The 25,589-nt window shown below is 46.3% G+C and carries 22 protein-coding genes; 16 read left to right on the top strand and 6 right to left on the bottom strand.

The features are described 5' to 3' along the window. The first annotated feature begins 7 nt into the window (after positions 1–7). From C6Y39_RS03160 to C6Y39_RS03175, 4 genes are read left to right on the top strand one after another with little or no spacing between them, the layout of a single operon-like run. Positions 8–1,042, top strand: a complete 1,035-nt coding sequence (locus C6Y39_RS03160; protein ID WP_105929878.1) for an extracellular solute-binding protein — start codon at positions 8–10, stop codon at positions 1,040–1,042. Next, entirely contained in the window at positions 1,039–2,562 is a 1,524-nt protein-coding gene (locus C6Y39_RS03165; RefSeq protein ID WP_105929879.1) for an ABC transporter permease, read from the top strand. Before C6Y39_RS03160 ends, C6Y39_RS03165 begins: the two co-directional genes overlap by 4 nt. Beyond that, positions 2,562–3,602 carry an ABC transporter ATP-binding protein gene (locus C6Y39_RS03170; RefSeq protein WP_105929880.1) on the top strand — a complete coding sequence of 347 codons (1,041 nt, stop codon included), beginning with the start codon at positions 2,562–2,564 and terminating at the stop codon, positions 3,600–3,602. Before C6Y39_RS03165 ends, C6Y39_RS03170 begins: the two co-directional genes overlap by 1 nt. Beyond that, positions 3,595–4,776, top strand: a complete 1,182-nt coding sequence (locus C6Y39_RS03175) for a BaiN/RdsA family NAD(P)/FAD-dependent oxidoreductase (RefSeq protein WP_105929881.1) — start codon at positions 3,595–3,597, stop codon at positions 4,774–4,776. Before C6Y39_RS03170 ends, C6Y39_RS03175 begins: the two co-directional genes overlap by 8 nt. On the opposite strand, the gene C6Y39_RS03180 is transcribed toward C6Y39_RS03175, so the two are convergent. After that, entirely contained in the window at positions 4,773–5,240 is a 468-nt protein-coding gene (locus C6Y39_RS03180; RefSeq protein ID WP_105930011.1) for a hypothetical protein, read from the bottom strand. The genes C6Y39_RS03175 and C6Y39_RS03180 overlap by 4 nt on opposite strands. Before the next feature lie 245 nt (positions 5,241–5,485). On the opposite strand from C6Y39_RS03180, the gene C6Y39_RS03185 reads away from it, so the two are divergent. The 3 genes from C6Y39_RS03185 (at position 5,486) to C6Y39_RS03195 (ending at position 8,888) form a co-directional block, all read left to right on the top strand. Continuing rightward, positions 5,486–5,794, top strand: coding sequence for a hypothetical protein (locus C6Y39_RS03185; protein ID WP_105929882.1), 309 nt, complete (start codon positions 5,486–5,488; stop codon positions 5,792–5,794). 148 nt (positions 5,795–5,942) lie between these two features. After that, complete coding sequence (locus C6Y39_RS03190; RefSeq protein ID WP_240618795.1) at positions 5,943–7,148, top strand: diguanylate phosphodiesterase; 1,206 nt, start codon at positions 5,943–5,945, stop codon at positions 7,146–7,148. Between the two features lie 195 nt (positions 7,149–7,343). Then, the gene (locus C6Y39_RS03195) at positions 7,344–8,888 is read left to right on the top strand and encodes a GGDEF domain-containing protein (RefSeq protein WP_105929883.1); all 1,545 of its coding nucleotides are present in this window, start codon (positions 7,344–7,346) and stop codon (positions 8,886–8,888) included. Between the two features lie 7 nt (positions 8,889–8,895). On the opposite strand, the gene C6Y39_RS03200 is transcribed toward C6Y39_RS03195, so the two are convergent. Then, positions 8,896–9,780, bottom strand: a complete 885-nt coding sequence (locus tag C6Y39_RS03200; RefSeq protein ID WP_105930013.1) for an ArgP/LysG family DNA-binding transcriptional regulator — start codon at positions 9,778–9,780, stop codon at positions 8,896–8,898. 195 nt (positions 9,781–9,975) lie between these two features. On the opposite strand from C6Y39_RS03200, the gene C6Y39_RS03205 reads away from it, so the two are divergent. Next, entirely contained in the window at positions 9,976–10,578 is a 603-nt protein-coding gene (locus C6Y39_RS03205; RefSeq protein ID WP_105929884.1) for a LysE/ArgO family amino acid transporter, read from the top strand. A 102-nt stretch (positions 10,579–10,680) separates the two neighbouring features. Next, on the top strand, positions 10,681–10,998 hold the full coding sequence (locus C6Y39_RS03210; protein ID WP_105929885.1) for a DMT family transporter: 318 nt from the start codon (positions 10,681–10,683) through the stop codon (positions 10,996–10,998). A gap of 120 nt (positions 10,999–11,118) precedes the next feature. Here the strand turns inward: C6Y39_RS03210 and C6Y39_RS03215 are convergent, their stop codons facing one another. Next, positions 11,119–11,835 (bottom strand): DUF1499 domain-containing protein, encoded by a 717-nt coding sequence (locus C6Y39_RS03215; RefSeq protein ID WP_105929886.1) that lies wholly within the window; start codon positions 11,833–11,835, stop codon positions 11,119–11,121. A gap of 161 nt (positions 11,836–11,996) precedes the next feature. On the opposite strand from C6Y39_RS03215, the gene C6Y39_RS03220 reads away from it, so the two are divergent. The 6 genes from C6Y39_RS03220 (at position 11,997) to C6Y39_RS03245 (ending at position 20,851) form a co-directional block, all read left to right on the top strand. Beyond that, on the top strand, positions 11,997–12,668 hold the full coding sequence (locus C6Y39_RS03220; RefSeq protein ID WP_105929887.1) for a DNA-J related domain-containing protein: 672 nt from the start codon (positions 11,997–11,999) through the stop codon (positions 12,666–12,668). Positions 12,669–12,978: 310 nt separating this feature from the next. Continuing rightward, a complete protein-coding gene (locus C6Y39_RS03225) occupies positions 12,979–14,124 on the top strand; it encodes an efflux RND transporter periplasmic adaptor subunit (RefSeq protein ID WP_105929888.1) in 1,146 nt (381 codons plus the stop codon). Between the two features lie 21 nt (positions 14,125–14,145). Continuing rightward, positions 14,146–17,247, top strand: a complete 3,102-nt coding sequence (locus C6Y39_RS03230; protein WP_105929889.1) for an efflux RND transporter permease subunit — start codon at positions 14,146–14,148, stop codon at positions 17,245–17,247. Between the two features lie 55 nt (positions 17,248–17,302). Beyond that, positions 17,303–17,803 (top strand): YqiA/YcfP family alpha/beta fold hydrolase, encoded by a 501-nt coding sequence (locus C6Y39_RS03235; RefSeq protein WP_105929890.1) that lies wholly within the window; start codon positions 17,303–17,305, stop codon positions 17,801–17,803. Between the two features lie 229 nt (positions 17,804–18,032). Next, positions 18,033–19,874, top strand: a complete 1,842-nt coding sequence (locus tag C6Y39_RS03240) for a bifunctional acetyl-CoA hydrolase/transferase family protein/GNAT family N-acetyltransferase (protein ID WP_105930014.1) — start codon at positions 18,033–18,035, stop codon at positions 19,872–19,874. After that, on the top strand, positions 19,871–20,851 hold the full coding sequence (locus C6Y39_RS03245) for a histone deacetylase family protein (protein ID WP_105929891.1): 981 nt from the start codon (positions 19,871–19,873) through the stop codon (positions 20,849–20,851). Before C6Y39_RS03240 ends, C6Y39_RS03245 begins: the two co-directional genes overlap by 4 nt. A gap of 89 nt (positions 20,852–20,940) precedes the next feature. Here C6Y39_RS03245 and C6Y39_RS03250 read toward each other — a convergent pair whose 3' ends face one another. Both C6Y39_RS03250 and C6Y39_RS03255 read right to left on the bottom strand, forming a co-directional pair. Continuing rightward, positions 20,941–21,459, bottom strand: coding sequence for a DUF6436 domain-containing protein (locus C6Y39_RS03250; protein WP_105929892.1), 519 nt, complete (start codon positions 21,457–21,459; stop codon positions 20,941–20,943). A 37-nt stretch (positions 21,460–21,496) separates the two neighbouring features. Beyond that, positions 21,497–22,978, bottom strand: a complete 1,482-nt coding sequence (locus C6Y39_RS03255; RefSeq protein ID WP_105929893.1) for a methyl-accepting chemotaxis protein — start codon at positions 22,976–22,978, stop codon at positions 21,497–21,499. A 161-nt stretch (positions 22,979–23,139) separates the two neighbouring features. On the opposite strand from C6Y39_RS03255, the gene C6Y39_RS03260 reads away from it, so the two are divergent. Then, a complete protein-coding gene (locus tag C6Y39_RS03260) occupies positions 23,140–24,018 on the top strand; it encodes an ATP-grasp domain-containing protein (RefSeq protein WP_105929894.1) in 879 nt (292 codons plus the stop codon). 68 nt (positions 24,019–24,086) lie between these two features. Here C6Y39_RS03260 and C6Y39_RS03265 read toward each other — a convergent pair whose 3' ends face one another. Further along, positions 24,087–25,535, bottom strand: a complete 1,449-nt coding sequence (locus C6Y39_RS03265; protein WP_105929895.1) for a DUF3300 domain-containing protein — start codon at positions 25,533–25,535, stop codon at positions 24,087–24,089. Positions 25,536–25,589: the final 54 nt, after the last annotated feature.

A 25,589-nucleotide genomic window follows, 5' to 3' on the forward strand; every position in this document is an offset into this window, starting at 1 on the left:
AAGGTGTATGCAACGTAGAACATTCTTACAGGGCTTAGCAGCAGCGGGTGCTTTATCAGGCTTGCCCTTTGGTCTTGCTCAGGCAATGACGCAAACAGGTAGCGTGTCTGTTGAATCATTACCAAAATTAGAAGGCGAGCTTACCTTATATTTGGGTCGCGGCGAGGGCGGTCTATACGAGAATGTTCTAAAAGCGATTGAAAAGCGCAATCCAAAACTTAACTTAAAGGTAAGAAGGGGCGGATCGGCAGCACTTGCAAATACCATTGTTGCTGAGACGAAAGCGGGCGTAAAGCGCGCGGACCTTTTCTGGGCGGTGGATACCGGTTCAATTGGTGTAGTCACTGATGCTGGCGCTGCCAAACCTTTGCCAAACGACCTGCGTTCGCAGCTTCGCGAAGATTTTCAGTATCCTAGCTGGTCACCGGTAACAGGTCGTGTACGCACACTGCCTTACAACACAGAGCGTGTTAAGCCCGAGCAAATTCCAGAAAGCGTAATGGCGCTGGCCGATAGCGATTTAAAAGTGGGTTGGGCACCGGCTTATTCGTCGTTCCAGTCATTTGTAACAGCAATGCGCATTTTAGAAGGCGACAAGGCCACTAAAGCCTGGCTGAAAGGAATTAACAAGCACGCCAAAAAATATGCCGGCGAGCTTGGCGTGGTGATGGGCGTAGAACGTGGTGAAGTGGATATTGGTTTTGCCAATCACTACTACACGCTTCGTCTTAAGTCGGGTAAACCCAACGCCAATGTAGCCCTCGCTTACAGTAAGGGTGATGCGGGCTGTTTGGTTAACGCTTCTGGTATTGTCGCGTTAAGTGAAGGCGACTTACCGGTTAACTTTATTCGTTATTTGCTGTCACAAGAAGTGCAGTCGTATCTTGCTCGTGAAGCTTACGAAATACCTTTGGTTCAAGGCGTTGAACAGCCTCAAGGCTTAGCAAGTTTGAGCACGCTCTCTCCGCCAGAAATGGACCTTCGCAAACTGGCTGATTTACGCCCCACTCTTAATCTTATGAGGGAAGTTGGCGTACTGTGACAAACTGGCCAAAGTCGTATCCACTGGCACTACTTATCGCGCTGATGGCTTTATTGCCCGTCGGCGTATTGTTTTCTTTAGCTCAAGATAGTGCGCAGCTTTTCGATACTCATAATCTTCGGGTTTTAGGCAACACTGTTTCGCTGGTGGCACTTACCATAATTGGGTCTGTGCTTATTGGTGTGCCTCTAGCCTTTCTCACGGCCTATGTGCAAATGCCGTTTAAGCGCTTCTGGCTTATTTTACTCGCAGCCCCTCTAGCTCTACCTAGTTATATTGGCGCGTTTGCAATGTACTTTTCCTTTGGTCGGGGCGGAGAAATAGAAAACATTTTGGGTATTTCAACGCCGCCTATTAGCGGTTTGTGGGGCTCTGCGTTAGTAATGAGTCTGTACACGTATCCTTTCGTGATGATGACAACTCGTTCCAGCCTTTTGAGTTTAGATGCTAGTTTAGTCAATGCTGCCCGCACGTTGGGTTTATCCCTAGGCGCTAGCCTTTGGCGTGTTGTATTGCCGCGTGTCGTTAATAGTGTTGCGGCGGGCGCTTTACTTGCTGCACTTTATGCGTTGTCTGACTTCGGTACACCAGCCATAATGGGCTTCGACACGTTCACCCGCGTAATTTTTGTTGAATACAATGCGTTCGGATTGAGCCAGGCAGCTATGCTAAGTCTGCAGCTTATGGTTATCGTTGGGCTAATCCTATTCATAGAAAGCCGCGTGAGCGGCGCTCAAGAGCGTCCAGGCAGGCATTTATCGTTATTTCCAGCTCGCTGGCAGCGCAACCTGATGCTGCTATCCACCATGCCGGTGGTATTTATGGCTATTGTACTTCCACTTGCTATTTTTACGCTGTGGTTAGTGCGAGAAGGTACAGGCGGTTTTGAATTTAGCTATGCGTGGAATTCTGCTCATGCGTCATTTATAGCCGCCATTGTTGCCGTATTACTCGCTATTCCCGTCGCTCATGCTGCGATTGCCGGGAAAGCGGGGCGACTTATGGAACGTATCACCTATTTTGGCTTTGGTGTCCCCGGTATTGTTATGGGAACAGCCTTGGTTTACGTTGGTCTTAAATATCTTCCAGCCCTTTATCAAACCCTAAGCTTGCTGGTGATGGCTTACGTGCTGCGCTTTATACCCCTTGCGGTTGGTAGCGTAAGAAGCACTGCCGAAAATATCGATTCAGGGCTAGTGAAAGCTGCCCGTGTACTCGGTGCTAGCCCACGGGAAGCGTTTATACGCGTTACGCTACCGCTAACCCTACGTGGTATGATTGCAGGCGCTGCGTTAGTATTCCTAGAAGCCATGCGTGAGCTGCCGGCCACGCTAATGTTGGGGCCTACCGGGTTTGAAACACTAGCCACGTATATGTGGCGGGTTTATGAGGCAGGCTACTTTGGTCGTGCCGCTGTGCCGGGGTTATTATTAGTTTTATTATCAGGTATGGGATTAATACTCATGCTATCGGGCGAGAGAAAAGCCCAATTCACCGTTACTGAGGATGATCGTTCGTAATGCTAAGTGTTAGTAATTTGTCAGTGAATTATGGGTCTACCCGCGTTGTCGACAAGTTAAATCTTGAGCTTGGTCAAGACGAAATCCTTATGCTAGTGGGGCCAACCGGCTGCGGTAAAACTACTATTTTGCAAGCACTTGCAGGGCTTATTCCCATCTCCGAGGGTTCCATGAGCTTGGGTAAATGGCAAAGTACGTCTAGCAAGCATGTTCCGCCTGAAAAGCGCAACGTGGGTATGGTGTTTCAAGATTTTGCGCTTTTTCCACACCTCACCGTGCAGCAGAATGTGTGTTTTCGTTTAAAAGATACGAAGCTGGCTGATCACTGGTTAGAACTATTAGGGCTGGATAACTTTCGAGATGCCAAACCCGCGCGTTTATCTGGCGGACAAAAGCAACGGGTAGCATTAGCAAGAACGCTGGCCCACGAGCCGGCTTATGTATTGCTTGATGAGCCGCTTTCAAACTTAGATGCCGCGCTTAAAGATAGTTTGCGTTGGGAAATTCGCGATGCGCTTAAAAAAGCAGGTGTGCCCGCTATTTGGGTAACCCATGACCAAGAAGAAGCGCTTAGCGTTGGCGACAGAGTGGGAATTTTAAATAGGGGCGTGCTAGAGCAATTAGACACGCCAGAAGCCTGTTACTCTTCGCCAGCCAGCCGTTTTGTAGCGCGCTTTATGGGAGAGGCCAGTTTCTTAAGTGCAACTTTCGACAGCAGCGAAGCAAATACTGATAAAACGGTTGTTACAGAAATTGGCAAGGTGCCAGGCACGCCGCTTCACGGTGCTAACGGCAATGTAGATTTGCTGGTTCGCCCTGATGATTTAAGCTTAGACGCTAGGCTTAATGAAACTAACTGCACCATTGAGTGGGTACGATACGAGGGCGAAAGCCGACTATACGCAGTGAGGTTAGATAGCGGCGACGAGCTAAAAGTACGTGTTAGCCACGAAAATGCCATAAAGCCGGGTAACCGCGCTTTCGTTCAGCTTATTACCACACACCCACTAGCGGTGTTTCCTAAGGACCGCCGTGATTAAGCGCGATGTGATTGTTATTGGTGCCGGTGCTGCAGGGCTTTTTTGTGCAGCCCAGGCCGGGGCACGCGGGCGCAGCGTAGAAGTGCTCGATCATGCCAAAAAAGTAGGCCGAAAAATCCTGATGTCAGGCGGTGGCCGCTGTAATTTCACAAATATGTATGCCAGCCCCGAGAACTTTTTATCGCAGAATCCACATTTTTGTAAGTCAGCACTTAGCCGCTACACCCAATGGGACTTTATTAACTTGGTTGCCGAATACGGTATTGCCTATCACGAAAAGACCTTGGGCCAACTGTTTTGTGACGACAGTGCCAAAGAAATCGTCGACTTATTGCTTAAGGAATGTGATAAAGCAAACGTGACTATCACCACGCGCTGCGAAATATCGACGGTAGAAAAAACTGAAAGTGGGTACTTACTTTCTACTACAAATGGGGATTATGAGTGTGAGTCGCTGGTTATTGCGACTGGCGGCTTGAGTATGCCAAAGCTTGGTGCTACCCCATTTGGTTACAAAGTTGCTGAACAATTCGGACTTAATGTTTTACCTACTCGTGCTGCTCTCGTTCCATTTACTTTGCACGATAAAGACAAAGAAACGCTGGCTGAACTTAGCGGAATTGCCGTAGACGTTTATGCGAGCTGTAATGGCACCACGTTTAAAGAGGCGATGCTTTTTACCCACCGAGGGTTAAGTGGCCCAGCTATGCTGCAAATTTCCAGCTATTGGGAGGCGGGTGACAGCCTAAGTATTAACACGCTACCCAATGACGATGCTGCTGCACTTTTGCAAAACGCGCGCACAGAAACGCCAGATGCGCTGCTGGCTACCTGCCTAAATAAAGTATTCCCCAAGCGAATGGTCCAGAGCTTTATTGAGTATCATAACTGGCGCAACGTACCGGTAAAACAGCTTACTCATGGGGAATGTGACGCCATTGCTGACACGCTTGAGAATTGGCAGGTAAAACCCAATGGTACAGAAGGATATAGAACCGCCGAAGTTACTATAGGTGGTGTAGATACTAATGACCTATCATCAAAAACCATGATGGCTAAAAATGTAGAAGGCCTTTACTTCATTGGCGAAGTGGTTGACGTTACCGGCTGGCTCGGCGGCTTTAACTTCCAGTGGGCGTGGAGCAGTGGCTGGGCTGCTGGGCAAGTGGTTTAAAACGACATACCAATAGCAAGCCCTGCAACCACTGCGCTTTTATGGTTGCGGTGATAATCATAATGAAGCTGTGGTGAGAGGGTAAAGCCAGACGCTTCAAACTCGTACAAAAAGCCTAATCGAACCACTTCCATTTTATGGCTGCCGTGAAACTCTACGCCAGGGCCAATTTGTGCAATAAAATTGTGAGTAATGTGAAGGTCTGCGACCAATAGATAAGTATACGCATCCAGGTCTTCATAAGCGTACTCTGCGACAATCCCCACACCTAAAAAATCGCTCACTCGGTATTCGTAGTCTATGCCTAATGTGAACGCGTTCCCGTGATCTTTGGTGTAGGTTGTACCTACCAATGCAGACAAATGGTGGGGTGCTGACTGCCAGTGATGTCCCGCGTCTTTGGCATAAGTAAATGGGGAGCATGACAAAACAGCTAACAGGACTATTGCTTTAATTACTTGCATAACGCGCCTCATTTACCTTCTCGCCGTGACTTCATAGAGAGCAGTTGTCTCTAACACCTTAGGTGGACTGGCTGTTGTGGGTGTAAGAATAGGTTTCGTGAGGCTTTTGCGCTAATGAACTTTAGTCGAAAATTATTGAAAATAAGGGCGTTTATGGTGTTATTTTATAGACCTTGTTATCTATCTATATACGTTGAAACTCGCTAGAGTGGAGTTTTTAGCGTCTGTTTTAAAGGAAAAGAGTCATGTCCATCCATGGTGAAAAAGCGCGTTTTATTGATGCATGCACAACACAACTAATGCGACTATATTCGGCAAGTAAAGCGGGTAAAAACGTGGATGCAGACAAATACAGAGTGCAGGGCTTTATGCACGCAGGTGAATTAATGGGGCTGCTCACTAAGGAAGAAGGAAAAGCACTCATCGCCGACTTACACATTGAAGTGTTTGGAGAAACCATTGATGCGCGTGCCGACAGAAAACGAAAACTCAATGCGTTAAAAGAGTCAGACCCTGACGCCTACTTAGAAATTCCTGCTATAGAAAGACGCTAAATATCCCCCTCACAGCCAAATACATCTCGATTCACATTGGTGAGTTTTTTAAGTAATGTCTATACTGAAGTAGTGTCGTTAACATTAACTCTGACGGCATGCCCTTTAACGTATGGCAAATCCACCACATGGAAAGTAGCAATCTTAAATGAGCGGGGCATTAGTGCTTAAACAGCTAATTTATAGAAGCAAAGCAACGGCAAACTTTAGTGAGGATGACTTACTCAAGATCACATCAGACTCTCTACCTTTTAATCAAGAAAACAACATTACAGGTATCTTGTTATTTGATGGTGACTATTTTTTTCAGGTACTTGAAGGGAATGGCGAAGTTGTTCAATCGCTCTTCGAACACATCAAAGAAGATAGTCGGCACACCAATATCGCAAAGGTGACTGAACTTGTCGTTCATAAAAGAGATTTTGGTGAATGGTCGTTAAGGACTCTGGCCGTGAACGAGGGCAGTCGTTGCTACTGGCTACCACCAGACCTCAGTCTCAGTAGAGAAGGAAGAATGTTTGCGTTATTAAACAGCTTTGCCTCTGGAAAATGGCGCACCTGTTTGAGCAATGAGGAACGCAAGCGGGTAAGTGCTAAAGTCATCAATAAGGCTACCTCGATTGCTCAGTTTGAGAGCTCACACATCCAATTTGCGTTTCAGCCAATCATCGACACCTTTAAAGGCAAAATCACGTCATTAGAAGCCTTGATAAGAAGTGACGATGGCAAGTTTCCTGAAGCGATACTCGATTGCTTAGACGGTGAAGAGAAGTATAAGTTTGACCTTGAAAGTAAAGCCATTGCTATTGCTCAAGGGGCGAAGTTACTCAACCCAACTCAGTCACTCTCTATTAATTTATGTCCCGGCGCAATTACTTACTTACCTGATGTGGGCGAATATTTATATAAATTATTGAAGCAAAACGGACTCAAGCCAGAACAATTAGTGTTAGAGGTAACCGAAACAGAAATAATCAAAGAGAACGACGCTTTTTTCGAAGCTATCGAGCGCATTCGGTCTCGCGGTATCAGAATTGCCATAGACGATTTTGGCGCTGGCTACGCAGGGCTATCGCTGCTTGCTGACTTTTCCCCAGACAAAATAAAGCTAGACAGAAAAATTACCACAGGAATTCACGAGAATGGCCATCGGCAAGCTATTACTGAAGCGGTATTAGAGTTTGCTAATGCAATGGGGATTCCGCTTGTCGTTGAAGGGGTAGAGACAATAGAAGAGTGGCTGTGGTTACAACACATGGGCGTGCAAAGATTCCAAGGTTTTTTATTTGCAAAGCCTTGTCTTAACGGTATTGCAGAGGTCAAATTTCAGGTGGACGGCGGCGAAACTCTCTAGCAGGAAATCTTATTAAACCTAGCCACTGAGTTAATCTTCGGTGAGATTTTGCTGTGTTTTCTCATTTCTCAACTACGCTTTATAGGTATAAAATTTTATCATTAACACCCGCGGAGCGTAACACTCGTTATGTGATGGTTTACAGGGATATGCTTGCTACACGGATTTGGCAGTAGTACCGGTAGGAATTCATTTATGACAAGTAATGTCTCACACGTTTTTTCCCGCTTATGGCTTTGCCTCGGACTGTTAGTCGTTAGTTTTCAAGGGGTCGCTGCATGTGAAATGGCCGGAGAAGATGGGCTTGCTATTACCGCTAAGGTGCCGGTAGAGGCGGGACAGCAACGTTTTTCTTTTGTCTGTGATATTGACTCGCCCCATATACTTTATTTTTCTGATAATTTTATCTCGTTCAATCAGTTGTATGATAAGGACATGCGCAAAATCTCCGCCCTCCCTGGCGCTTTTGAAGCTTATCCGCTCGACCCATCAAATAAGCTATTTTACTTAGACTTAAGCTCTCAAGTTGAAAGGTTTTTAACGTTAAATGTCTCTACGCTAGCCGATTATCAAAGATTTTCTTCTGTTCACACCCTTACGATGAGCTTGTTTATTGGTTTTTGCTTCGCACTCGTGCTTTACGTAGGCATGTTAGGAAGCAGCATGCGCAACTATGGCTTTTATTCCTACAGTTTTTACGTGTTCAGTGCGGCCATCTTTTTTTCCCTTCAAGAGGGACTGTTAAACATTATTTTCCCCGATATAAGTCTTTTTTCCAATTTTAAGCTTATTTTGTTGTTTGCTGGGCTCACTGTTTTTGCTGCTGTTAGATTTCTTGATCAACTGCTCGATTTCAAAGTGTTATTAATGGGTTGGCAGCGTCATTTCTTACTTGGAATGGCGAATACAGCCTTGGCGTTATCTATGTTGCAACTTGTACTTCCTTACAGTGGGGCAGCGCTCGTTAATCACACGCTAAGTCTGATAACGCTAATCACTATGACTGGTACGCTATCAAGTTGCGTATATGCCACTTATCGAAAAGTTCACTGTTCAGCCCTTGTTATGACTGGCATTGCGGTAATGGTGCTAACCATGCTTTTCCGTCTAGTTTTCGTAGACACGTCAGAATTTATGTATCGATACGGACTGGTTGTTGGTATCACACTGGAAGCATTTATATTTGCTATGGCGACATGCAGAAAAGTAAAAAAACTAGACGATGATAGAGTGGGGGCTTTTAAGCGAGCTTCGACAGATGCTTTGTGTAACTTACTCAATCGCAGCGGATGGGAAAGCATGGCGAATACTATTTTGTCTACTTACAACAAGGAGCGAGGATATCTTACGCTTCTCTTTATTGATGTTGATCACTTCAAGGAAATTAACGATCAATATGGTCACCATGCCGGAGATAAAGTGCTTCAGGTTATTGCCAAGATTTTAAAGAGTCGGTGTCGAGAACAGGATGCAGTTGGTCGTTTGGGTGGGGATGAATTTGTGGTGTTGAGTCATTGTTACAGTGAAGGGCAGTCGGAGCGTTTAGCGGCTCGTGTAGAAGCTAGTTTGAGCGACAGAGACATTAGAACAGATAACTATGTTATACCCGTAACAGCCAGTGTTGGCGCCTATATCACTCAAGAGCGATGTAAGGATTTAACCAGTTTGCTGGATAAAGCCGATAAAATTATGTATCGCGTTAAAGCGCAGAAAAAAGACGAGGCCCCCGCGGTCTCTTAACCAGTTCCTATATTAATTGAGCTTTGGCTATGTGTTTAACTGCCCTGGTTAAATCGGCAAGTGCAGCAGACTCAAGGGTTGTCCAGTGCCAGAACAGAGGCACGCCTAATTCCTGATCAGGGAATAGGGGAACAAGTTCACCTTTTTCTACTTCTTGCGCAACTTGTAGTGTTGGAAGTAGTGCCCACACCACGCCATCTAACGCCATTTTTACAAACCCATGAGATGAGGGGTACCAATGACAGGAGGTGAAGGTTGGCGCAATGTTAAGGCATTCCCTCTGATAGTCAGCAAGTAAAGTGACATCATACTCATCGTAAAGTAACCCTGGTGTAGCCATAACATGTGCTGGTGATATGCCTTTGTGCAAATAGCGCTCTATGAAGCGGGGAGACGCGTAAAGTTGATAGCGCATAGTGCCCAGCCTTACTGACTGGCCGCCGGTGACCGGTGTGCCCGTTTGGCTTATGCAGGCCATAACGCGCCCCTGCTGAAGAATATCACGGGTTTGTGTTTGGTCTGCGTTAACGATATGGACAGGGTTAGCGCGCTTGTCACAAAATGCAGCCATCACTTGGGAAAACCACGTCGCCAATACATCATTGTTCACCGCTACACTTAGCGGGGCAGCGGAGGCTTCAAGCCCGCTTTTAATATTTAACGCTTCTTCTAACACACTAACCTTTTGTATGTGCGCGAGCAGTTCTTTTCCCAGCGGAGTAGGCTTTAAGGGCTTTGTTCGCACCATAACCGGGCCACCGACACTTTGCTCTAACCGTTTAATCTTTTGCGAGACAGCAGATTGAGTAAGGTTGAGGGCCTGAGCTCCTTTTTCAAAGCCACCATAGCGAAGCACTTCGTGAAAACACCGCAACGCATCATAATCAAGCATAAAAAAGCCACCTGTGAAAAGAAGGTTATAAATATTAATTTTGCTTATCAAAAACAAATATCATTAATTTAATTTAGTCCTCCAATGTGTATAAAATCAAGGCAATTATTTGGTTGTACAGCATCTTTGATTTTAAAGCTGCACCAGCCAGAGCGTTTTAAATTTTATAATTGTTTTACTTAAGAGGCAGGTAACATGTTAGCGGCAGTAACAAGTGGTTTCGTGATGGGCGGAACCCTTATCATCGCGGTGGGTGCGCAAAATAGCTTTCTTATCGAGCAATCAATGAAGCGACAGTGGACAAGCTTATTTGTGCTGCTATTTATCTTAAGTGACGCAATATCCATAAGCTTGGGCGCTATGGGGTTTGGCCTATTACTTCAGGAATATCCCATGCTGGTGACCATTACAAAATGGGCTGGCGTGGCATTTTTGTTATGGATTGCTTTCAACAAGATTAAATCCTCTATGGCAAATGACGCGTTAGTTTTGCAAATGGCAAAAAAACAGCTTTCGTTCAAAAAAGCCCTTTTAATTGCGTTAGCAGTCACTTGGCTGAACCCTCACTTTTATTTAGATACCTTGCTGCTAATGGGTAATTTGGCAAGTCAGTGGCAGGAAAACAAATGGTGGTTCGTTGGCGGCGCCATTGGCGCATCAATTGTTTGGTTTATTGGTTTAAGTACGCTGACTGCACGCTTTGCGCATCATATGCAGCGTCCGAACTTTTGGCGCTGGTTCAACCGGTTAAATGCGGCAGTTTTGGGTATGGTCAGCCTTCAATTGGCAAGTCTGTAAATAAAAAGGTTAGGTAACCGAATTTCAAGACGCGTAGAGTGTTCATTTGAGACTTAACGGTTACCCTAGTGCTGATATGTACAGACGTAAAAGGATAGAGTAGTGAGCTGGATGTATTTGATTGTTGCGGGCCTACTGGAAATCGGCTGGCCTGTTGGGCTTAAAATGTCGCAGGAAGCGGAGACCCGAGTAATGGGTATCTTGCTTGCGATAGGGTTTATGGCTGCAAGTGGCTTTTGCCTGTGGATGGCACAAAAACACATTCCTATTGGCACTGCCTATGCGGTATGGACGGGAATTGGAGCGGCAGGTACGTTTTTAGTTGGCGTCATGTTTTATGGTGACCCTTCTTCGTTAGCGCGTTATTTTGGCGTCGCGCTTATTGTTGCGGGGGTAGTGGTCTTAAAACTTGCGCATTAACGCCTTCTGCAACGTGGTTAAAATTGACCCACAAATTATTGAGTAAAAAAAGCCCGACAGGATCGCTGCCGGGCTTTTTCGTTTTGTTTGCGTCGCACATAAACAGGCAATGCGTAAAATTTAGTTGTAGCCCAGTTGGTTTCTAAGCTCGGCCATAAAGGTTTCGATACGCTCTGCATTTTTACCTAAATCACTTTTTCCTACTCGTGATTTACTGCGCACATCAACCAGGGTGTCATCGCTTTTCGCGGTGAGCCTTATCACCACGTCATCTTTAAATCCAAACCACGTGGTAGTGTCGGTCGCTTCAAGGGTATTTGGTAAAGCACCTTCGGTGACTTGTTCCCAACCTAGCGCCGCAATCGCGCTTTCGGCAGCGACATAGACTTCGTTAATTGGTTGTGGAAGAAGCTGGGTTTTGATTTCAGGGTATGCTTCTAGCTGCTGTTTGGTTACATCACCGCCTTCATAGGCGACCGAATTAGGCGCACCTTCTCGAAGTGGAGCGATGGCCACGAATTCTGGCGGGTTCGTAACATCGGTGGTGATATCATGAATTGGCGGAACAGCGCTCGCTTTACTCATCATGCTAACGGGCATGGCGACCGCAACTAAAGCCAAGATGGCACATATTAATGTACTTCCCCAACTCACGTTTTTGCGATTAATTAATATCTGCAAGATGATCAATATTATGGCGGCTCCGCCTACATAAACGCCAAAGCGCAATGAGGTAAACGCTGTGCCAAGGCTCACCCCGGCGTATTGATAAAGTGGGCCGGGCAATACGACCATCAGAAATCCAACGATACTGGTAAGGGCAATGAGTGCTTTCAAGTGAACTCCAAGGTTGTTATTTTAGTTTGACCAACCTACTTTAACAGTCAATCGGGTCTTTTGGATTAGTTTCTTATAATAAATATTGCCGCCGCTATTTATGGGGCAACATTTTGAGATTCAGCCAGAGGAGCCTGTCTTTCAAGCGGGAGAAAATCAATTTGCACGCAAACACCGACAATGAAAGTATAGGCGCTCAGCAAGCGGACCTATTATTCGATGTATTGTCGACGCAAAAAGCGTTATTTAGAGAGGGATTGAGCGAATACGCTCTCATTGAATTATTAAAAAAAGCACCTTATCAATTTTTCGATGAAGACGCACTTCGAGATCCTCTGGTGCTTTTTAAAACACATTTTGTTTTGTTTCATGTGCTCTATAAGCTCAAACATTATTGGCGAAGCGAAAACGAGGGTGAACTCAGTATTCACGCGCTCAATATTAAGTTAGTAGCTAAACAATCGGTGGTAGAGAAAAAATGCGACTACACAGTTCACAGCGCCCAGTTAGAAGAGGTCGATAACCTCGCTGATTACTATTTGGATTGGTCTAATTTTGAGAAAGCGGACCGCAACAGCGTTGATAATTTGCTCGATGAATTCTGGCAGCGAATGGCTGGGGAAAAGGTCACGGTTGTGCAGCCCGGTGAAATTGATGAGGCTCACCAGTTGCTGGGGTTGTCTGAAGAAGGAACCATGACGCTCACTTTGTTGAAGCGCGCATACAAGAAAAACCTTCAGTTAGTGCACCCTGACAAGGGCGGTGAGCAAGAAAAAGCACAAAATGTAATTCACGCTTACCAAGTGCTTTTAAAGTACTATTCGTTTAAATAGGACGTCTGTGCCTAACTGATTTCGTATTATTCGTATAAAGTACAAACCCTCCGGTGATTGACCGACAACATCGGTAACTTCGACTTCATTCTCTTTTATTGTGATGTATAAATGCGCACAATATGAGCTATCTACGTTTAGATTCGTAATAAATAGTGCTTGTTATGTCGAGTCTCCACCGCGCTTTATTTTTGAGATTTCGGTAGGCTCAAAAAGATTCGGCATATCACAAGCAAAAGTCACTGAGTTTATATTGGAAGCACAGAGCACGTATCGCGCTCTGTAATAGTTATTGGGAAATAGAAAATTTATGGGTCGCATTTTTTATGTTACTGCAGCACTGATAACACTAATTGGTGTTGTTGGGTGTTCAAACGAAGGTGAGCAAGCACAGGCGGGCGCTCAGCAAGGCATGCCAGCGCCGTCGGTATCGGTGGTTACACTGAAAAAGCAGCCTGTAGTACATGAAATGGTGTTGCCTGGGCGGGTAAGTCCTTCTCGACAGTCGCAAGTTCGCCCTCAGGTAGACGGCGTGATTACGGCCCGTTTATTTGAAGAAGGTGCTCACGTAGAAAAAGGTCAGCAGCTTTATCAAATTGATGAAGCACGGTACTTAGCGCAGTTAAATAGTGCTAAGGCCGATCTTAAGAGCGTGGAAGCAAACCTTAAAACGTTGGAAGCAAAGGCCCGTCGTTACGATGACTTAGTGGCCCAAAATGCCGTAAGTAAGCAAGAGTATGATGATGTAATTGCCCAAAAAGACCAAGCGCAGGCAGCGATCAGTGTGGCAGAGGCCGCTGTTGATGTGGCTAAAGTAAACATGGGTTATACCAAGGTTTATGCACCTATCAGTGGCCGTATCAGCCGTTCGTTTGTTACCGAAGGTACTTTGGTTACTACAAATCAAGCGCAGCAATTAGCGACCATAACTCAGTTAGATCCAGTGTATATCGATATGCAGGAGTCTGGTTCTTCTATCATCACCCTTCGTCAGTCTATGCGAAAGCAGGGCTCAATGGACGTTGAAGTAACGGTAGACGAGGTGACAGGTGAGCGCTATGACCAGACGGGCAGTGTAAAGTTTTCTGAAGTCACCGTAGATGAAACCACTGGCTCAGTTACCCTCCGTGCTGAAATGCCGAACCCCGACGGTGTTTTACTTCCAGGTTTGTTTGTAAAGGGCCATGTGATTACAGGTCGCGAGAACGCGTTGTTAGTGCCTCAACGAGCCACAACCCGTCAGCCAGATGGCTCGCTGTCAGTCTATGTGGTGAATCAGAACAATGAGGTTGTAGGTCGCACTCTAGACATTGGCAAAATATATCGCGACCAATACGTTGTGAAAAGCGGTGTGAGCGAAGGTGAAAAAGTTATTGTAACCGGTTATCAGAAGGTTAAGCCTGGCGCGAAAGTGAATCCATCAGAGTGGCAACCGTCGTCACGTGGCTCACGATAGCAAACAAGGAATTTAAGTAATATGGCTCGTTTTTTCATAGACAGGCCCGTGTTTGCATGGGTGCTCGCAATTATCACTATGATGGCTGGTGTTTTAGCCATTACTTCGCTGCCAATTGAGCAGTATCCAAAGGTGGCGCCACCGTCGGTAACCATCTCTGCATCTTACCCTGGAGCGTCAGCGGAAACCGTTGAAAATTCCGTTACACAGGTTATTGAGCAAAGCCTAACCGGTATTGATAACTTGCGTTATTTCTCGGCAAGTAGCTCGAACAGCACGATGTCGATTACTTTGACATTTGAGCCTGGCACAGACCCAGATATTGCGCAGGTACAAACACAAAACAAGGTGCAGGGTGCGTTGCCGCTTCTGCCTACTCAAGTACAACAGCAGGGTGTAACCGTTACCAAAGCGAACAGTGCATTTGCGCTGGCCGTGGGGTTCTACTCAGAAGATGACACCATGACACAGTACGACTTAAGTGACATGCTGGTGTCTAGTTTCCAAGATCCTATCTCGCGCGTTAACGGTGTGGGCAATGTGCGTGTCTTTGGTGCACAGCGCTCCATGCGTATTTGGTTAGATCCTGACAAATTATATAGCTATAACCTAACGCCTACCGACGTACAGGCCGCCGTACAGGTACAAAATACTGATGTCTCTGCGGGGCAACTAGGTGGTATGCCGGCTATTGAAAACCAACAGATTAATGCGACCATTCAGGCACAAAGCCGCCTGCAAACTGTCGAAGACTTCGAAAATATTGTTCTTCGCGTTAATACCGATGGCTCCCAAGTGCGCGTGCGTGATGTAGCTCGCGTTGAACTTGGCGCCCAGAGCTACGACGTTATTGTTCGTTACGACCGCAAGCCAGCTTCCGGTATGGCTATTAGTCTAGCCTCTGGCGCGAATGCGCTAGACACCATCAAAGCGGTGAAAGCACGCGTAGAAGAGCTGCGCTCAAACCTGCCTGATACGGTAAAAGTCGTGTATCCCGTAGATAGCTCACCGTTCATTGAACTGTCAATTGAGTCGGTAGTGCACACGCTAATTGAAGCGGTGGTGCTGGTGTTCTTAGTCATGCTGCTTTTCTTGCAGAACTGGCGCGCGACGCTCATTCCTACCATTGCGGTACCTGTTGTATTGCTTGGTACGTTTGCTGTGCTGCTCGCTTTTGGTTTTAGTATAAACGTGCTTACCATGTTCGCTATGGTGCTTGCTATCGGTCTGTTGGTAGATGACGCCATTGTTGTGGTAGAAAACGTTGAACGAATTATGGAAGAGGAAGGTTTATCGCCTGCCGAAGCCACTAAGAAGTCAATGACACAAATTACAGGCGCACTGGTCGGTATTGCTGCGGTGTTATCCACCGTGTTCATTCCCATGGCCTTCTTTAGCGGTTCAGCCGGAGCTATTTATCGTCAGTTCTCAGTAACTATTGTGTCAGCCATGGCGTTTTCCGTGCTGGTGGCTATCGTTCTTTCCCCGTCTTTATGTGCCACATTGCTGAAAAAACATCCGGAAGATCATGATAAGAACAAAGGCTTCTTTGGCTGGTTTAACCGAACGTTCAACAAAGGTCGCGACCGCTATCAACGCACTACCACCCATATGGCTAAACGGGCGAAGCGCTATTTTGTTGTGTACGGCTTATTAGTAGGCGGTATGGTGTTTATATTCAGCCAATTGCCGGGTGCATTCCTTCCAGATGAAGATCAAGGCCGCATGATGGTACTTGTTAGTACACCGCCGGGCGCGACCGCTGGGCGAACTCTTGAATCTATCAAACAGGTTGAAGACTATATTCTCGAAGAAGAACAAGAAGCGGTAAACGGTATGTTCGCTGTGGTTGGCTTTAGCTTTGCTGGTCAGGCACAAAATGCGGGTATGGCGTTTTTAAATTTCAATGACTGGAGTGTGCGGGATGAAGATAATTCAGCCTTTGCGGTCACGCGAAGAGCATTCGGCGCTTTCAGTCAAATTCAAGATGCATCAGCGTTCCCAATTGTGCCTCCGCCAATTATGGAGTTAGGTAACGCCACAGGTTTTGATATGCAGCTTGTGGATAGAGGCGGAAATGGTCATGAAGCCTTGATGAATGCTCGAAATCAACTTTTAGGTATGGCCGCTCAAAACCCTAAGCTCTCGGGCGTTCGTCCAAACGGGCTAAGTGATGTACCTCAATTTAAGATAAATATTGATAGCGAAAAAGCGTCAGCGCTAGGTCTTAATCTAAGCGAGATAAACAACGCGCTGCAAATTGCGTGGGGCTCCAGCTACGTTAATGACTTCATAGACAAAGGCCGAATAAAACGGGTTTATATGCAGGCAGACTTGCCCCATCGTATGACCCCTGAAGACTTAGATAAATGGTTTGTTCGTAACAGTGACGGTGAGATGGTTGCTTTCAGCACGTTCTCAACGACAGAGTGGGTATACGGCTCGCCCAAGCTAGAGCGTTTTAACGGTATATCTTCAGTAAATATTCAAGGTAGTGCAGCCGAAGGAGTGTCTTCGGGTGAGGCAATGGCCGAAATGAAGAAGCTTGTGGAGCAGCTACCCCCGGGCTTTGCCATTGAATGGTCTGGTTTGTCTTTCGAAGAGCAAGAAGCGGGCTCTCAAGCGCCTATGCTTTACGCGCTTTCTATCCTTATCGTTTTCTTATGCCTTGCGGCGCTATACGAGAGTTGGTCTGTTCCCTTTGCTGTTATGTTGGTAGTACCGCTTGGGATTTTAGGCTCCGTAACGGCGGCATTTATCTTCAACTTACCCAACGATGTTTACCTTCAGGTCGCGTTTTTGACCACGGTAGGTCTTGCCGCAAAGAATGCGATTCTTATTGTCGAATTTGCAAAAGAGCAGTATGAAAATGGTGAAGATTTGATGACTGCTGTTTCTAATGCTGCATCGCAACGTTTCCGCCCTATATTGATGACGTCCATGGCGTTTATTTTAGGGGTAACACCCCTCGCATTGGCGAGCGGCGCTGGTGCAGCCAGCCAAAATGCGATTGGTATTGCGGTGATGGGTGGCATGTTTGCAGCCACGTTCTTGGCAATCTTCTTTGTGCCTATGTTTTACGTAATGGTAGAAAAACTGTTTCATAAACAAGACAAGCAATAAGTAAGTGCGCTAGAGTGAGAAAAAAACGCTTATTTCAAAAATAGGGATATTGGTAATGACCACTGTAGTATTTTCTCACGGTAAAGAAAGTGGCCCTTGGGGCAGCAAAATCACCACGCTTTCAAACGTGGCGAATGACATGGGCTTTGGCGTAGAGAGTATCGACTATCAAGACCTCGACTGCCCTGAAGCCCGTTTAGAACGTTTGAAAGAAACCATTGCCGAAAAGTGCAATGACGTTATTTTAGTTGGTTCGAGCATGGGCGGTTATGTCTCTTTGGCCGCGGCAAGTCAAATATCAGCAAGAGGCGTATTTCTAATGGCGCCTGCTCTGTATCTGCCGAACTATAAAATTCAGCGGTTCCCCTATGATGGTTATGTGAGCCTAGTACATGGTTGGAATGATGATATTGTGCCAATTGAAAACAGCCTCAAATACGCCAGACACCAAAAAGCGCAGCTTTTACTATTAAATGACGGCCACCGACTGGCAAATAGTAAGTCAGTCATATCACCCTTTTTCAGAAACTGGTTGGAAAAGTTCCGATATCAGTAAACGTGCTTTGTAAATTTGCACGGGTGCGCTTGATGTTAAGTTAAAGGGCCTGGGGCGAACTTAGCCTGAAAATTTCAGAGGCCTAGCGGTGAATACTGCTGGGCCTTTTTTGTCGATTTATATTGCCTATGTCTACGACCAATCGCTTATAGCCCGCGTTTGAGCTAATGCAGGAAATCGTTTGTTTTTATGGCATGATGAGATATTGCGAGAAAAAGGGCAGATGGATATGGCATTTAGTTTACCTCAAGCACCACAGTGGTCATCATTAATAAAGTCTGGCTGCCGCGTCTTTGTGGGCGGCAATGCGTCGGTTCCTCATGCACTTGTACAGCATCTAATTGATAACAGCGAAGGCTTTAGTGACATTGAGCTTGTGCATATGCTGGCCTTAGGCGATACCCGCTGGGTTAAAGAAGAATATAAAAACCTGTTTAAGGCGAATACTTTCTTTATCGGTGGAGAGGCCATGCGTAAAGCTGTCGATGAGGGACGCGCCGACTACACGCCGGTTTTTCTATCAGAAATTTCAAGCTTATTTAGCGATGGTACCCTAGCGTTAGATGCTGCTTTAGTAAATGTTAGCCCACCTGATGAGTTTGGCTATTGCTCACTAGGTCCAGCGGTAGATATCGCTATGTCAGCAATCAGGCAAAGCAAGAAAGTTATTGCTCAAATTAATCCTCAGGTTCCCAGAACCGCCGGACATTCCTACATTCATATCAGCGAAATTACTGCCTGTATTGAAGCGGAAGAGCCTTTGGTGGAAGTAACGCCGCCGCCGATTGATTCGGTCGCCGAGCGTATCGGTCAGTATGTATCAATGCTTGTTGATGATGGCGCAACGCTGCAATTTGGCATCGGAAAAATCCCAAGCGCTACCCTTAAGTATCTGTGTAATCACAAGGATTTGGGGATTCATAGTGAAATGCTCACAGACAGCATTATTGAGTTGCTAGAGTCGGGCGCTATTACCAATAAAAAGAAGACCTTCCACCCCGGTAAAATTGTAACTAGTTTTGCGATTGGTACCCGTAAGCTCTACGACTTAATTGACAGTAACCCGCACATTGAGTTTTACCCTAGTAGCTATGTGAACAAACCCACCAACATTGCCAAAAACGATAACATGGTTGCAATAAACAGTGCACTTGAAGTTGATTTGACGGGGCAGGTGGTAGCGGATTCGCTGGGGTACGATTTCTATAGCGGCATAGGCGGGCAGGTGGACTTTGTCACCGGTGCGTCTATTAGTAAAGGCGGTAAAGCCATTATCGCGCTGCCGTCCACTGCAAAAGACGAAACGATTTCTCGCATAACTCCGCGCATCAGCGAAGGCGCAGGGGTCGTCACCTCACGAGGAAACGTTCAGTATGTTGTAACGGAATACGGCATAGCATCGCTAAAGGGAAAAAGCATTCGAGAGCGAGCGCTCGAGCTTATACGTGTGGCACATCCTAAATTTCGTGCAGCACTGCTTGAAGATGTTCGCCAGCACTATTGGGTGCCTCATTACCAAGAAAAGTATCCGACTGACATTCCTGAATTAGGCGTAATTCAGTTAAAAAAGCTAAATATTCAGGGCGAGACATTTTACATGCGGCCTTTGAATCCAGCCGATGAAAGACGTCTTCAAGAGTTTTTCTACTCTCACACCAAGGAAACGCTCAGACTCAGATACAACTATGATCCTAAACAAATGTCCCGTGAGAAGTCATGTAACTTGGTTTCGGTTGATCAAAGTTCAGATGCTGCACTGTGTATTGTAAGACAAGAAGGGTCGCGCATTACTATTCATGCGGTAGGGCGCTTTTACTATAACCCTCACGACAATACGTGCGAAGCCGCTTTTGTAACGCGAGAAACCCAGCAAGGCAAAGGTATGGCTAGCCGGCTTCTAAACGAGTTGATTAATGTTGCAAAGGTGCGTGGCATAGCAAAAATGATGGCTTATGTCCGCGGTGACAATAGTCCGATGATCGCCATTTTTGAACAGGCGAAATTTAAAAGAAAGTTCACTGGCGACCCCAGTGATATAGAGTTAGTTTTAGATGTGGCATCATTGACATGACAGTAAAAATATTTCGAGGCAAGCACGGTACAAAACACGATTTAGGTAAAGACCACCCAGAGTCACCCGACCGGTTGTTTGCCATAGATGATCAGCTGCTTTCCTCTGGTTTAGATATGGTGTGTGAGCACGCTGATGCTACACCGATTGCTGAAGCTCACCTGTCGCTGGCGCATGATCCTTACTATGTAAAAAGCGTGTTTGAGCACGCTGCGCAGGCGATGTTTAGTGATCACGAAAAAACGCAATATTCAGAAAATAAAGACAGCGTGGCGTGGCTTGATGAAGACACTGGTCTTATGCGCCACAGCCTAACGGCTGCGTTAGAATCGGCAGGGGCAGGCTGCAATGCCGTAGACTGGGTAATGGATGGTGACGACAGGCAAGCTTTTTGTGCTACCAGACCACCTGGGCACCACGCCACCTACGACAGCGCTATGGGTTTTTGCGTGTTTAATAACATTGTTATTGCTGCTCGTTATGCCCTTCAAACCTATGAATTGAAACGGGTTGCCATTATTGACTTCGATGTTCACCATGGCAACGGAACTGAACAAATTGTTGCTGGTGATCAGCGCATTATGTTGTGCAGTAGCTTTCAACATCCTTTTTATCCACATAGTGGCTCACCAGTATCAGCAAGTAATATTTTATCCGTTCCCTTAGAGGCTGGGGCCACAGGTGATGTGTTTAGAGAAAAAGTGCAGCATTGGTTTGATGCACTTCGCAACTTTCAACCGGAGCTTATTTTTATCTCTGCAGGCTTTGATGCTCATGCAGAAGATCCTATGGCGCATTTGCGCTTGGTTGAGGACGATTACTTCTGGATAAGTGAGCAATTGCGTTTCATCGCCGATGAGTGCTGTCATGGTCGCATGGTTAGCATGCTGGAAGGAGGCTATGACTTGAGTGCACTGGGTCGTAGCGTTGTATCGCACATCAAAGGAATGAGTCGCCCTTCGTCAGTGACCGCGTAAAAGCGTGGTGTTATCTGCTATAAATGAGCTGCGCTAGAGAGCTAGCCAGTTCAAAAGCATAGTTGAGCCCACATGATTTGTGCCAGTCGTTAGCAAAAACAGCCTTCAGCATCGGCATTAATAACTGCACCTGTGTATGGAGATTGACGGGAATAGCTCACTACTTGATCTACGAGGTCCTCACCGGTAAAGCAGCCGTAACCCGTTGCATAGGGGCCTAAATATCGCAGATGGTTGAGTTCGTCCACCACAATCAATGCGGGTACAGCAGGAATTATGTTTTGTAATTCTGGAACATCTTCTATGTTAAGGCGCACCATTTCATAATTGGTACCAAGCTTGTCTGAAAGCTGGCTTTGGTGAGGTGTGGTCAAAGATTCACAATAGCAACGAGAGGACGTGCCGACGTGCAAAATAGACCCCGCTTCAATATTTGCATCATTGAGTATTGCTACAAGTTGCGTATCAAACTCTGTGGCGGTGGTAAGGTGAAGGAGCTTTCCGTCTGGGTCAAATAGCGACAGTTGACGTTGCCCATAAACTAAGAGGGCGGTAAGTAAACTCACCGCCCAAAGCATTAAAAGTGCCCAGCCCCATCGTGTACGCATTCTGTCTAAGGCCTCAATTTCAGTGCAAGGCTACACATTACAATTTGAAACGCTCAATGGCGCTTCGCATGCGCTTTGAAATCTCAGACAGTACGTCAACTTCTCTAGCAAGACCTTCTGCGGTTGCAAGCTCTTCAGAGGTAAACTCGCTTAATCGAGCTGTACTCTCTGCGATAGAGGCTGAAGCGGTTTCTTGTTCCACCGCCGATGTTGCAATTTCTGTCATGCTCTCGCTGGCATCTCGAATTTGCTGCATGATTTCGGTCATGGCAGATGTAGCGTCATTGCTGGATATAACCGCTTCATCAACAAGCGAAATGCACTTCTGCATTTGTTCAACGGAGCTCGCTGTCTGAGCGACCAGTTGTTCAGTAATGCTGGTAATCTGGTCGGCGCTTTCTTTAGAGCGAATTGCCAAGGTGCGGACTTCGTCTGCAACTACGGCAAAACCGCGACCATGTTCCCCCGCCCGCGCTGACTCAATAGCTGCATTCAATGCTAGAAGATTCGTTTGCTCCGCAACCGCAGTGATTGAGCGCATCGCCTCTGAAATATGAGAGCATTGTTCATTGAGCGCTGAATTTGTCTGCGCCGCCGCATTCAGAGTGTTGCGTAATGAGTCGATGGTATGGCTTGTATTAGAAATGGTGTCACGGGTGCTTCTTGAAGACGCCTCAGCAGATGATGCCTTATCACTTGCGAGGGTTGTTTGTTCAGTAGAAAGCTGCATAGTCTGTGCAATTTCTTCAGACGATGCAGACACCATCGCGATCTCTTGGTCGGTATTGCGACTTATCTCGAACATGTTATTGGCGGCGTGCTCCATTTTTCCACATCCGCGCACAACATCTTCGGTGAGGTTTGAAGCTAATTCGACCAGCGCTCTCACTTGGTCGATAAGATCGGCAAACGGTCTTATAATTTTATGTTCGCGGTTGAGCGCAACGCCCAAGTCAAGCTTGCCATCGCTTTTCTGCATGGTTTCAATGGCTAAACGCAGTTCTGCTGCACCAGCACCCTCTTGGTGGCTTTGTTTGGCTATGTACATTAATACGCCACCTTCAGCGAGTGCAAAGGCCGCATGCATCAGTAGAATAGAAAAGCTAACGTGACCCTCTTCGAATATGAAAAGCGGTGCGCCACCGGCTTGAAGCAAGAAAAAGGAGATATGATGGACAGCAACTACTGCGGTACCCGTAGCCACGACTTTCCAATCTCTAAAACAAGATAAGAAGGCTAGCAATACGAAAATTTCAAAATGAACTTCAATCAAGCCAAATGACTGGTGTATGTGCAACGCCGTCAGCAACTGCACGCCTATGGCCATGGCGTGGCGACTCAGTGACGAGTAAGGGTCTTGGAAACTCAACATCAAAGGCACAGCGGCAATCGGAACTCCAAAAATGAATGCGGCAAGGAGTTCCCCGGTAAAGAGTCCGATTGCGACAGCGATAATAAGCTGCACAACGATAACAACTCGAAAAATCTTGTGTCCATCAAGAAGCCAAGGGTACTGCATGTCAATCTCCGACGAGTGTTTGAACTGAAATTGTAGGTTAGAAGTTCAAACTGTGCTAATTTTCGCTATTTTATGAAAACTGACGTTTTCTAACCATTTAACTTTTGTCTAGTCGTCTTTATTCTAAAAGGCCCAGCGCTATTTTTTTTAGGGAGAGTTACATGCCTTCGGTTGCTTTTCTTTCCACTGACAACCTCGAAGATTTCTTTGTTTATGACGAATTACTTGTACCCTATTTCAATCAAAAAGGTTGGAAAGTAGAAACCGTATCGTGGCATACGAATTCGGAAAACTGGGCGCGGTTTGACTATGTTATCGTGCGAAGTACATGGGATTACCAGCAACACGCCGAAGCATTTCTCGCCTGTGTAAAACAGATAGATGCATCAAGCACGACGCTGTTAAACCCGCTGAGGCTCATGCAATGGAATATAGAAAAGTATTATCTGAAGGACTTGCAGCAAAAAGGTGTTCCCATTGTAAAAACAATATGGGAAGCAACGTTTGATAACGCCGTTATAGGTAAGGCATTTGATGAATTTAGCAGTGATGCGATTGTCATAAAACCCGTCTTAAGTGCTAACGCTGACGACACGTTTAAGCTTGAACGTGAAACCTGGAAAGAAAGCGCCGGTGTTCTAAGTAACACCTTTAAGCAGCGAGACTTCATGATTCAGCCCTTTCTGTCTAGCATTGTGGAAGAAGGTGAATATTCGCTGTTTTATTTTGGCGGTGCGTTCAGTCATGCCATCAAGAAAGTGCCACAAGAAGGAGACTTTCGCGTACAAGAAGAGCACGGCGGGCGTTTACATCCTATAAGTGTAGATGATGTTCAACTCGCTGTCGCCGAAAAGGCGCTTTCGGCAATGCCCTGCAATGCGCTTTACGCTCGTGTGGACTTAGTAAGACAGAACAGCAATTGGGCCATTATGGAGCTTGAGCTTATTGAACCGTCTTTGTATTTTAATTTAGATGAAGACTCCCCGGTGCGCTTTGTTGAAGCACTTTTGGCGTTCCATGAAGCAGAAACTAATAAGTAAGTAATTGCCTCTAAGTCCTATTCTGTAAGGAGGCGCTGGTTGCTAGCCAGCGTCCTCATATTAAAGTTCTAGCGCTTTTCATAGTTTCTTTTAGCAACACTTCGCTCACCCCGCATAACCTGTTTTTGCGAGTTACCAGTTTGTTTTGATGACCGTGTATAGGCATTGCTAGTTCGCTCAATGCGCCTTGGCTTACTACTCTCTTTGGCCACAGAGCGAGGTTGCGGGCTTGCTCTCACCACTCGTTCTTTGTTGGTGTATTGTTTTGGCAAGCGTGACTCCCTCGTGTTTTGCTCTATCCGTTTTGGTGCTTTTGCATCAGACGCTACACGGACAGGCTTATCTTTTCTTAGCTTTGTTAAGGTGTTTTCCTTCGTTGGCTTGTTAATTTTCGCCGCTGCCTGATTACGCTTTAACGCGTGCTCAATAGACTGTTTGCGGTTTACTGTGCCTTGCCCATTTTTAATTCGACTTTCCCTAATAGGCGTTACTGTTTTGGGTTCAGTAGTGCGCGTTGAAGGAAACTTATCAACAGTGCGAGTAGCTAGCTTGCCAGCCTGTTTTTCCCCTTGGCGACTAGGTGAGTTCATTGTTCTAAATTGCTTATTCGATACATATTGTTCTCGCCTTTGCCCCGCTTTTTCATAGCGTGATGGTGCGCTATGAACCACATGATTAGAGTAACGTGCTCGACGATGTGTCGTATTATGTTCCCAACGACGATACTCTCGATTGATCACGCGTTTTCTCGGGCTCCCGTGATAATAGCGACGCACGGGTTCACGGTGTATGACCACGTGCCGATTGTGCCAGTGAACACTGCCGAAAAAGAAGAACGTTGAAAGACGAATACTGGGTGACCAAAATACATTGCTATGATGGTGATAGCTCACATGATGGCGCCAGTGCACTGGCGACGTAGCATGCCACCAATGTCCATACACTGCGTGTGGATCGTAATAAGGTACGTAAACGACTTCGCGCTGACGAGGTTCTATATAGATAATTTCCCTTGTGTTTTCTCGCTCGGTTTCCACCTCAATGTAGTCATTGGTTACTAAGTTACCCGTATTGTGTGCGTGTTGACGCAACACTTGCACACGGTCGAGCACGCGGCCTTGATCAATAAGTACGTTATCGCCAAGCTGTTGCAACCAGTCAAGATCATTGGCCATGGTGTTTAGCAGCTCGGTAAAAGGTGCGAGTGCTTTCACACTGGGATCCCAAGAAACACTGGTAAGTACGTTTTCTACTTGCTCAGGTGTTAAGTGCTTGTTGCTTTGACGCCAGCGATCGGCAGCCACCACATCTAGAGGATAGGTTGAGGCAATCAATATATGGGTGAGCAGGGTGTCTGGATAAAGTGCAATAGGGGCAAGTATGCTGTCTAGCTGAGCATCAGAGTATTGCTCGGTGGACGCTGTGGCTTGCGTTAAATTCGTGTTTGATTGCGCCATCGCGGGAAGTGCGGTAGCACTAGAAAGTGCCACTATCACGGTTAGGGCTATGTTTTTCATACATTCTCCTTACATTGCGCAGCGAGAAAAAGCCATTCGTATTGCGCAATGTGG

This window comes from Alteromonas gracilis, assembly GCF_002993325.1.
In the GTDB taxonomy this organism is placed as follows: Bacteria; Pseudomonadota; Gammaproteobacteria; order Enterobacterales; family Alteromonadaceae; genus Alteromonas; species Alteromonas gracilis.

Bases quoted from the DNA above. Each gene is read 5' to 3' on its own strand.
- C6Y39_RS03200 (WP_105930013.1), bottom strand. From the start codon at position 9,780: ATGCTTGATTATGATGCGTTGCGGTGTTTTCACGAAGTGCTTCGCTAT.
- C6Y39_RS03170 (WP_105929880.1), top strand. From the start codon at position 2,562: ATGCTAAGTGTTAGTAATTTGTCAGTGAATTATGGGTCTACCCGCGTT.
- C6Y39_RS03255 (WP_105929893.1), bottom strand. From the start codon at position 22,978: ATGCAGTACCCTTGGCTTCTTGATGGACACAAGATTTTTCGAGTTGTT.
- C6Y39_RS03230 (WP_105929889.1), top strand. From the start codon at position 14,146: ATGGCTCGTTTTTTCATAGACAGGCCCGTGTTTGCATGGGTGCTCGCA.
- C6Y39_RS03185 (WP_105929882.1), top strand. From the start codon at position 5,486: ATGTCCATCCATGGTGAAAAAGCGCGTTTTATTGATGCATGCACAACA.
- C6Y39_RS03205 (WP_105929884.1), top strand. From the start codon at position 9,976: ATGTTAGCGGCAGTAACAAGTGGTTTCGTGATGGGCGGAACCCTTATC.
- C6Y39_RS03245 (WP_105929891.1), top strand. From the start codon at position 19,871: ATGACAGTAAAAATATTTCGAGGCAAGCACGGTACAAAACACGATTTA.
- C6Y39_RS03225 (WP_105929888.1), top strand. From the start codon at position 12,979: ATGGGTCGCATTTTTTATGTTACTGCAGCACTGATAACACTAATTGGT.
- C6Y39_RS03180 (WP_105930011.1), bottom strand. From the start codon at position 5,240: ATGCAAGTAATTAAAGCAATAGTCCTGTTAGCTGTTTTGTCATGCTCC.
- C6Y39_RS03190 (WP_240618795.1), top strand. From the start codon at position 5,943: ATGAGCGGGGCATTAGTGCTTAAACAGCTAATTTATAGAAGCAAAGCA.
- C6Y39_RS03260 (WP_105929894.1), top strand. From the start codon at position 23,140: ATGCCTTCGGTTGCTTTTCTTTCCACTGACAACCTCGAAGATTTCTTT.
- C6Y39_RS03235 (WP_105929890.1), top strand. From the start codon at position 17,303: ATGACCACTGTAGTATTTTCTCACGGTAAAGAAAGTGGCCCTTGGGGC.
- C6Y39_RS03250 (WP_105929892.1), bottom strand. From the start codon at position 21,459: ATGCGTACACGATGGGGCTGGGCACTTTTAATGCTTTGGGCGGTGAGT.
- C6Y39_RS03265 (WP_105929895.1), bottom strand. From the start codon at position 25,535: ATGAAAAACATAGCCCTAACCGTGATAGTGGCACTTTCTAGTGCTACC.
- C6Y39_RS03240 (WP_105930014.1), top strand. From the start codon at position 18,033: ATGGCATTTAGTTTACCTCAAGCACCACAGTGGTCATCATTAATAAAG.
- C6Y39_RS03195 (WP_105929883.1), top strand. From the start codon at position 7,344: ATGACAAGTAATGTCTCACACGTTTTTTCCCGCTTATGGCTTTGCCTC.
- C6Y39_RS03160 (WP_105929878.1), top strand. From the start codon at position 8: ATGCAACGTAGAACATTCTTACAGGGCTTAGCAGCAGCGGGTGCTTTA.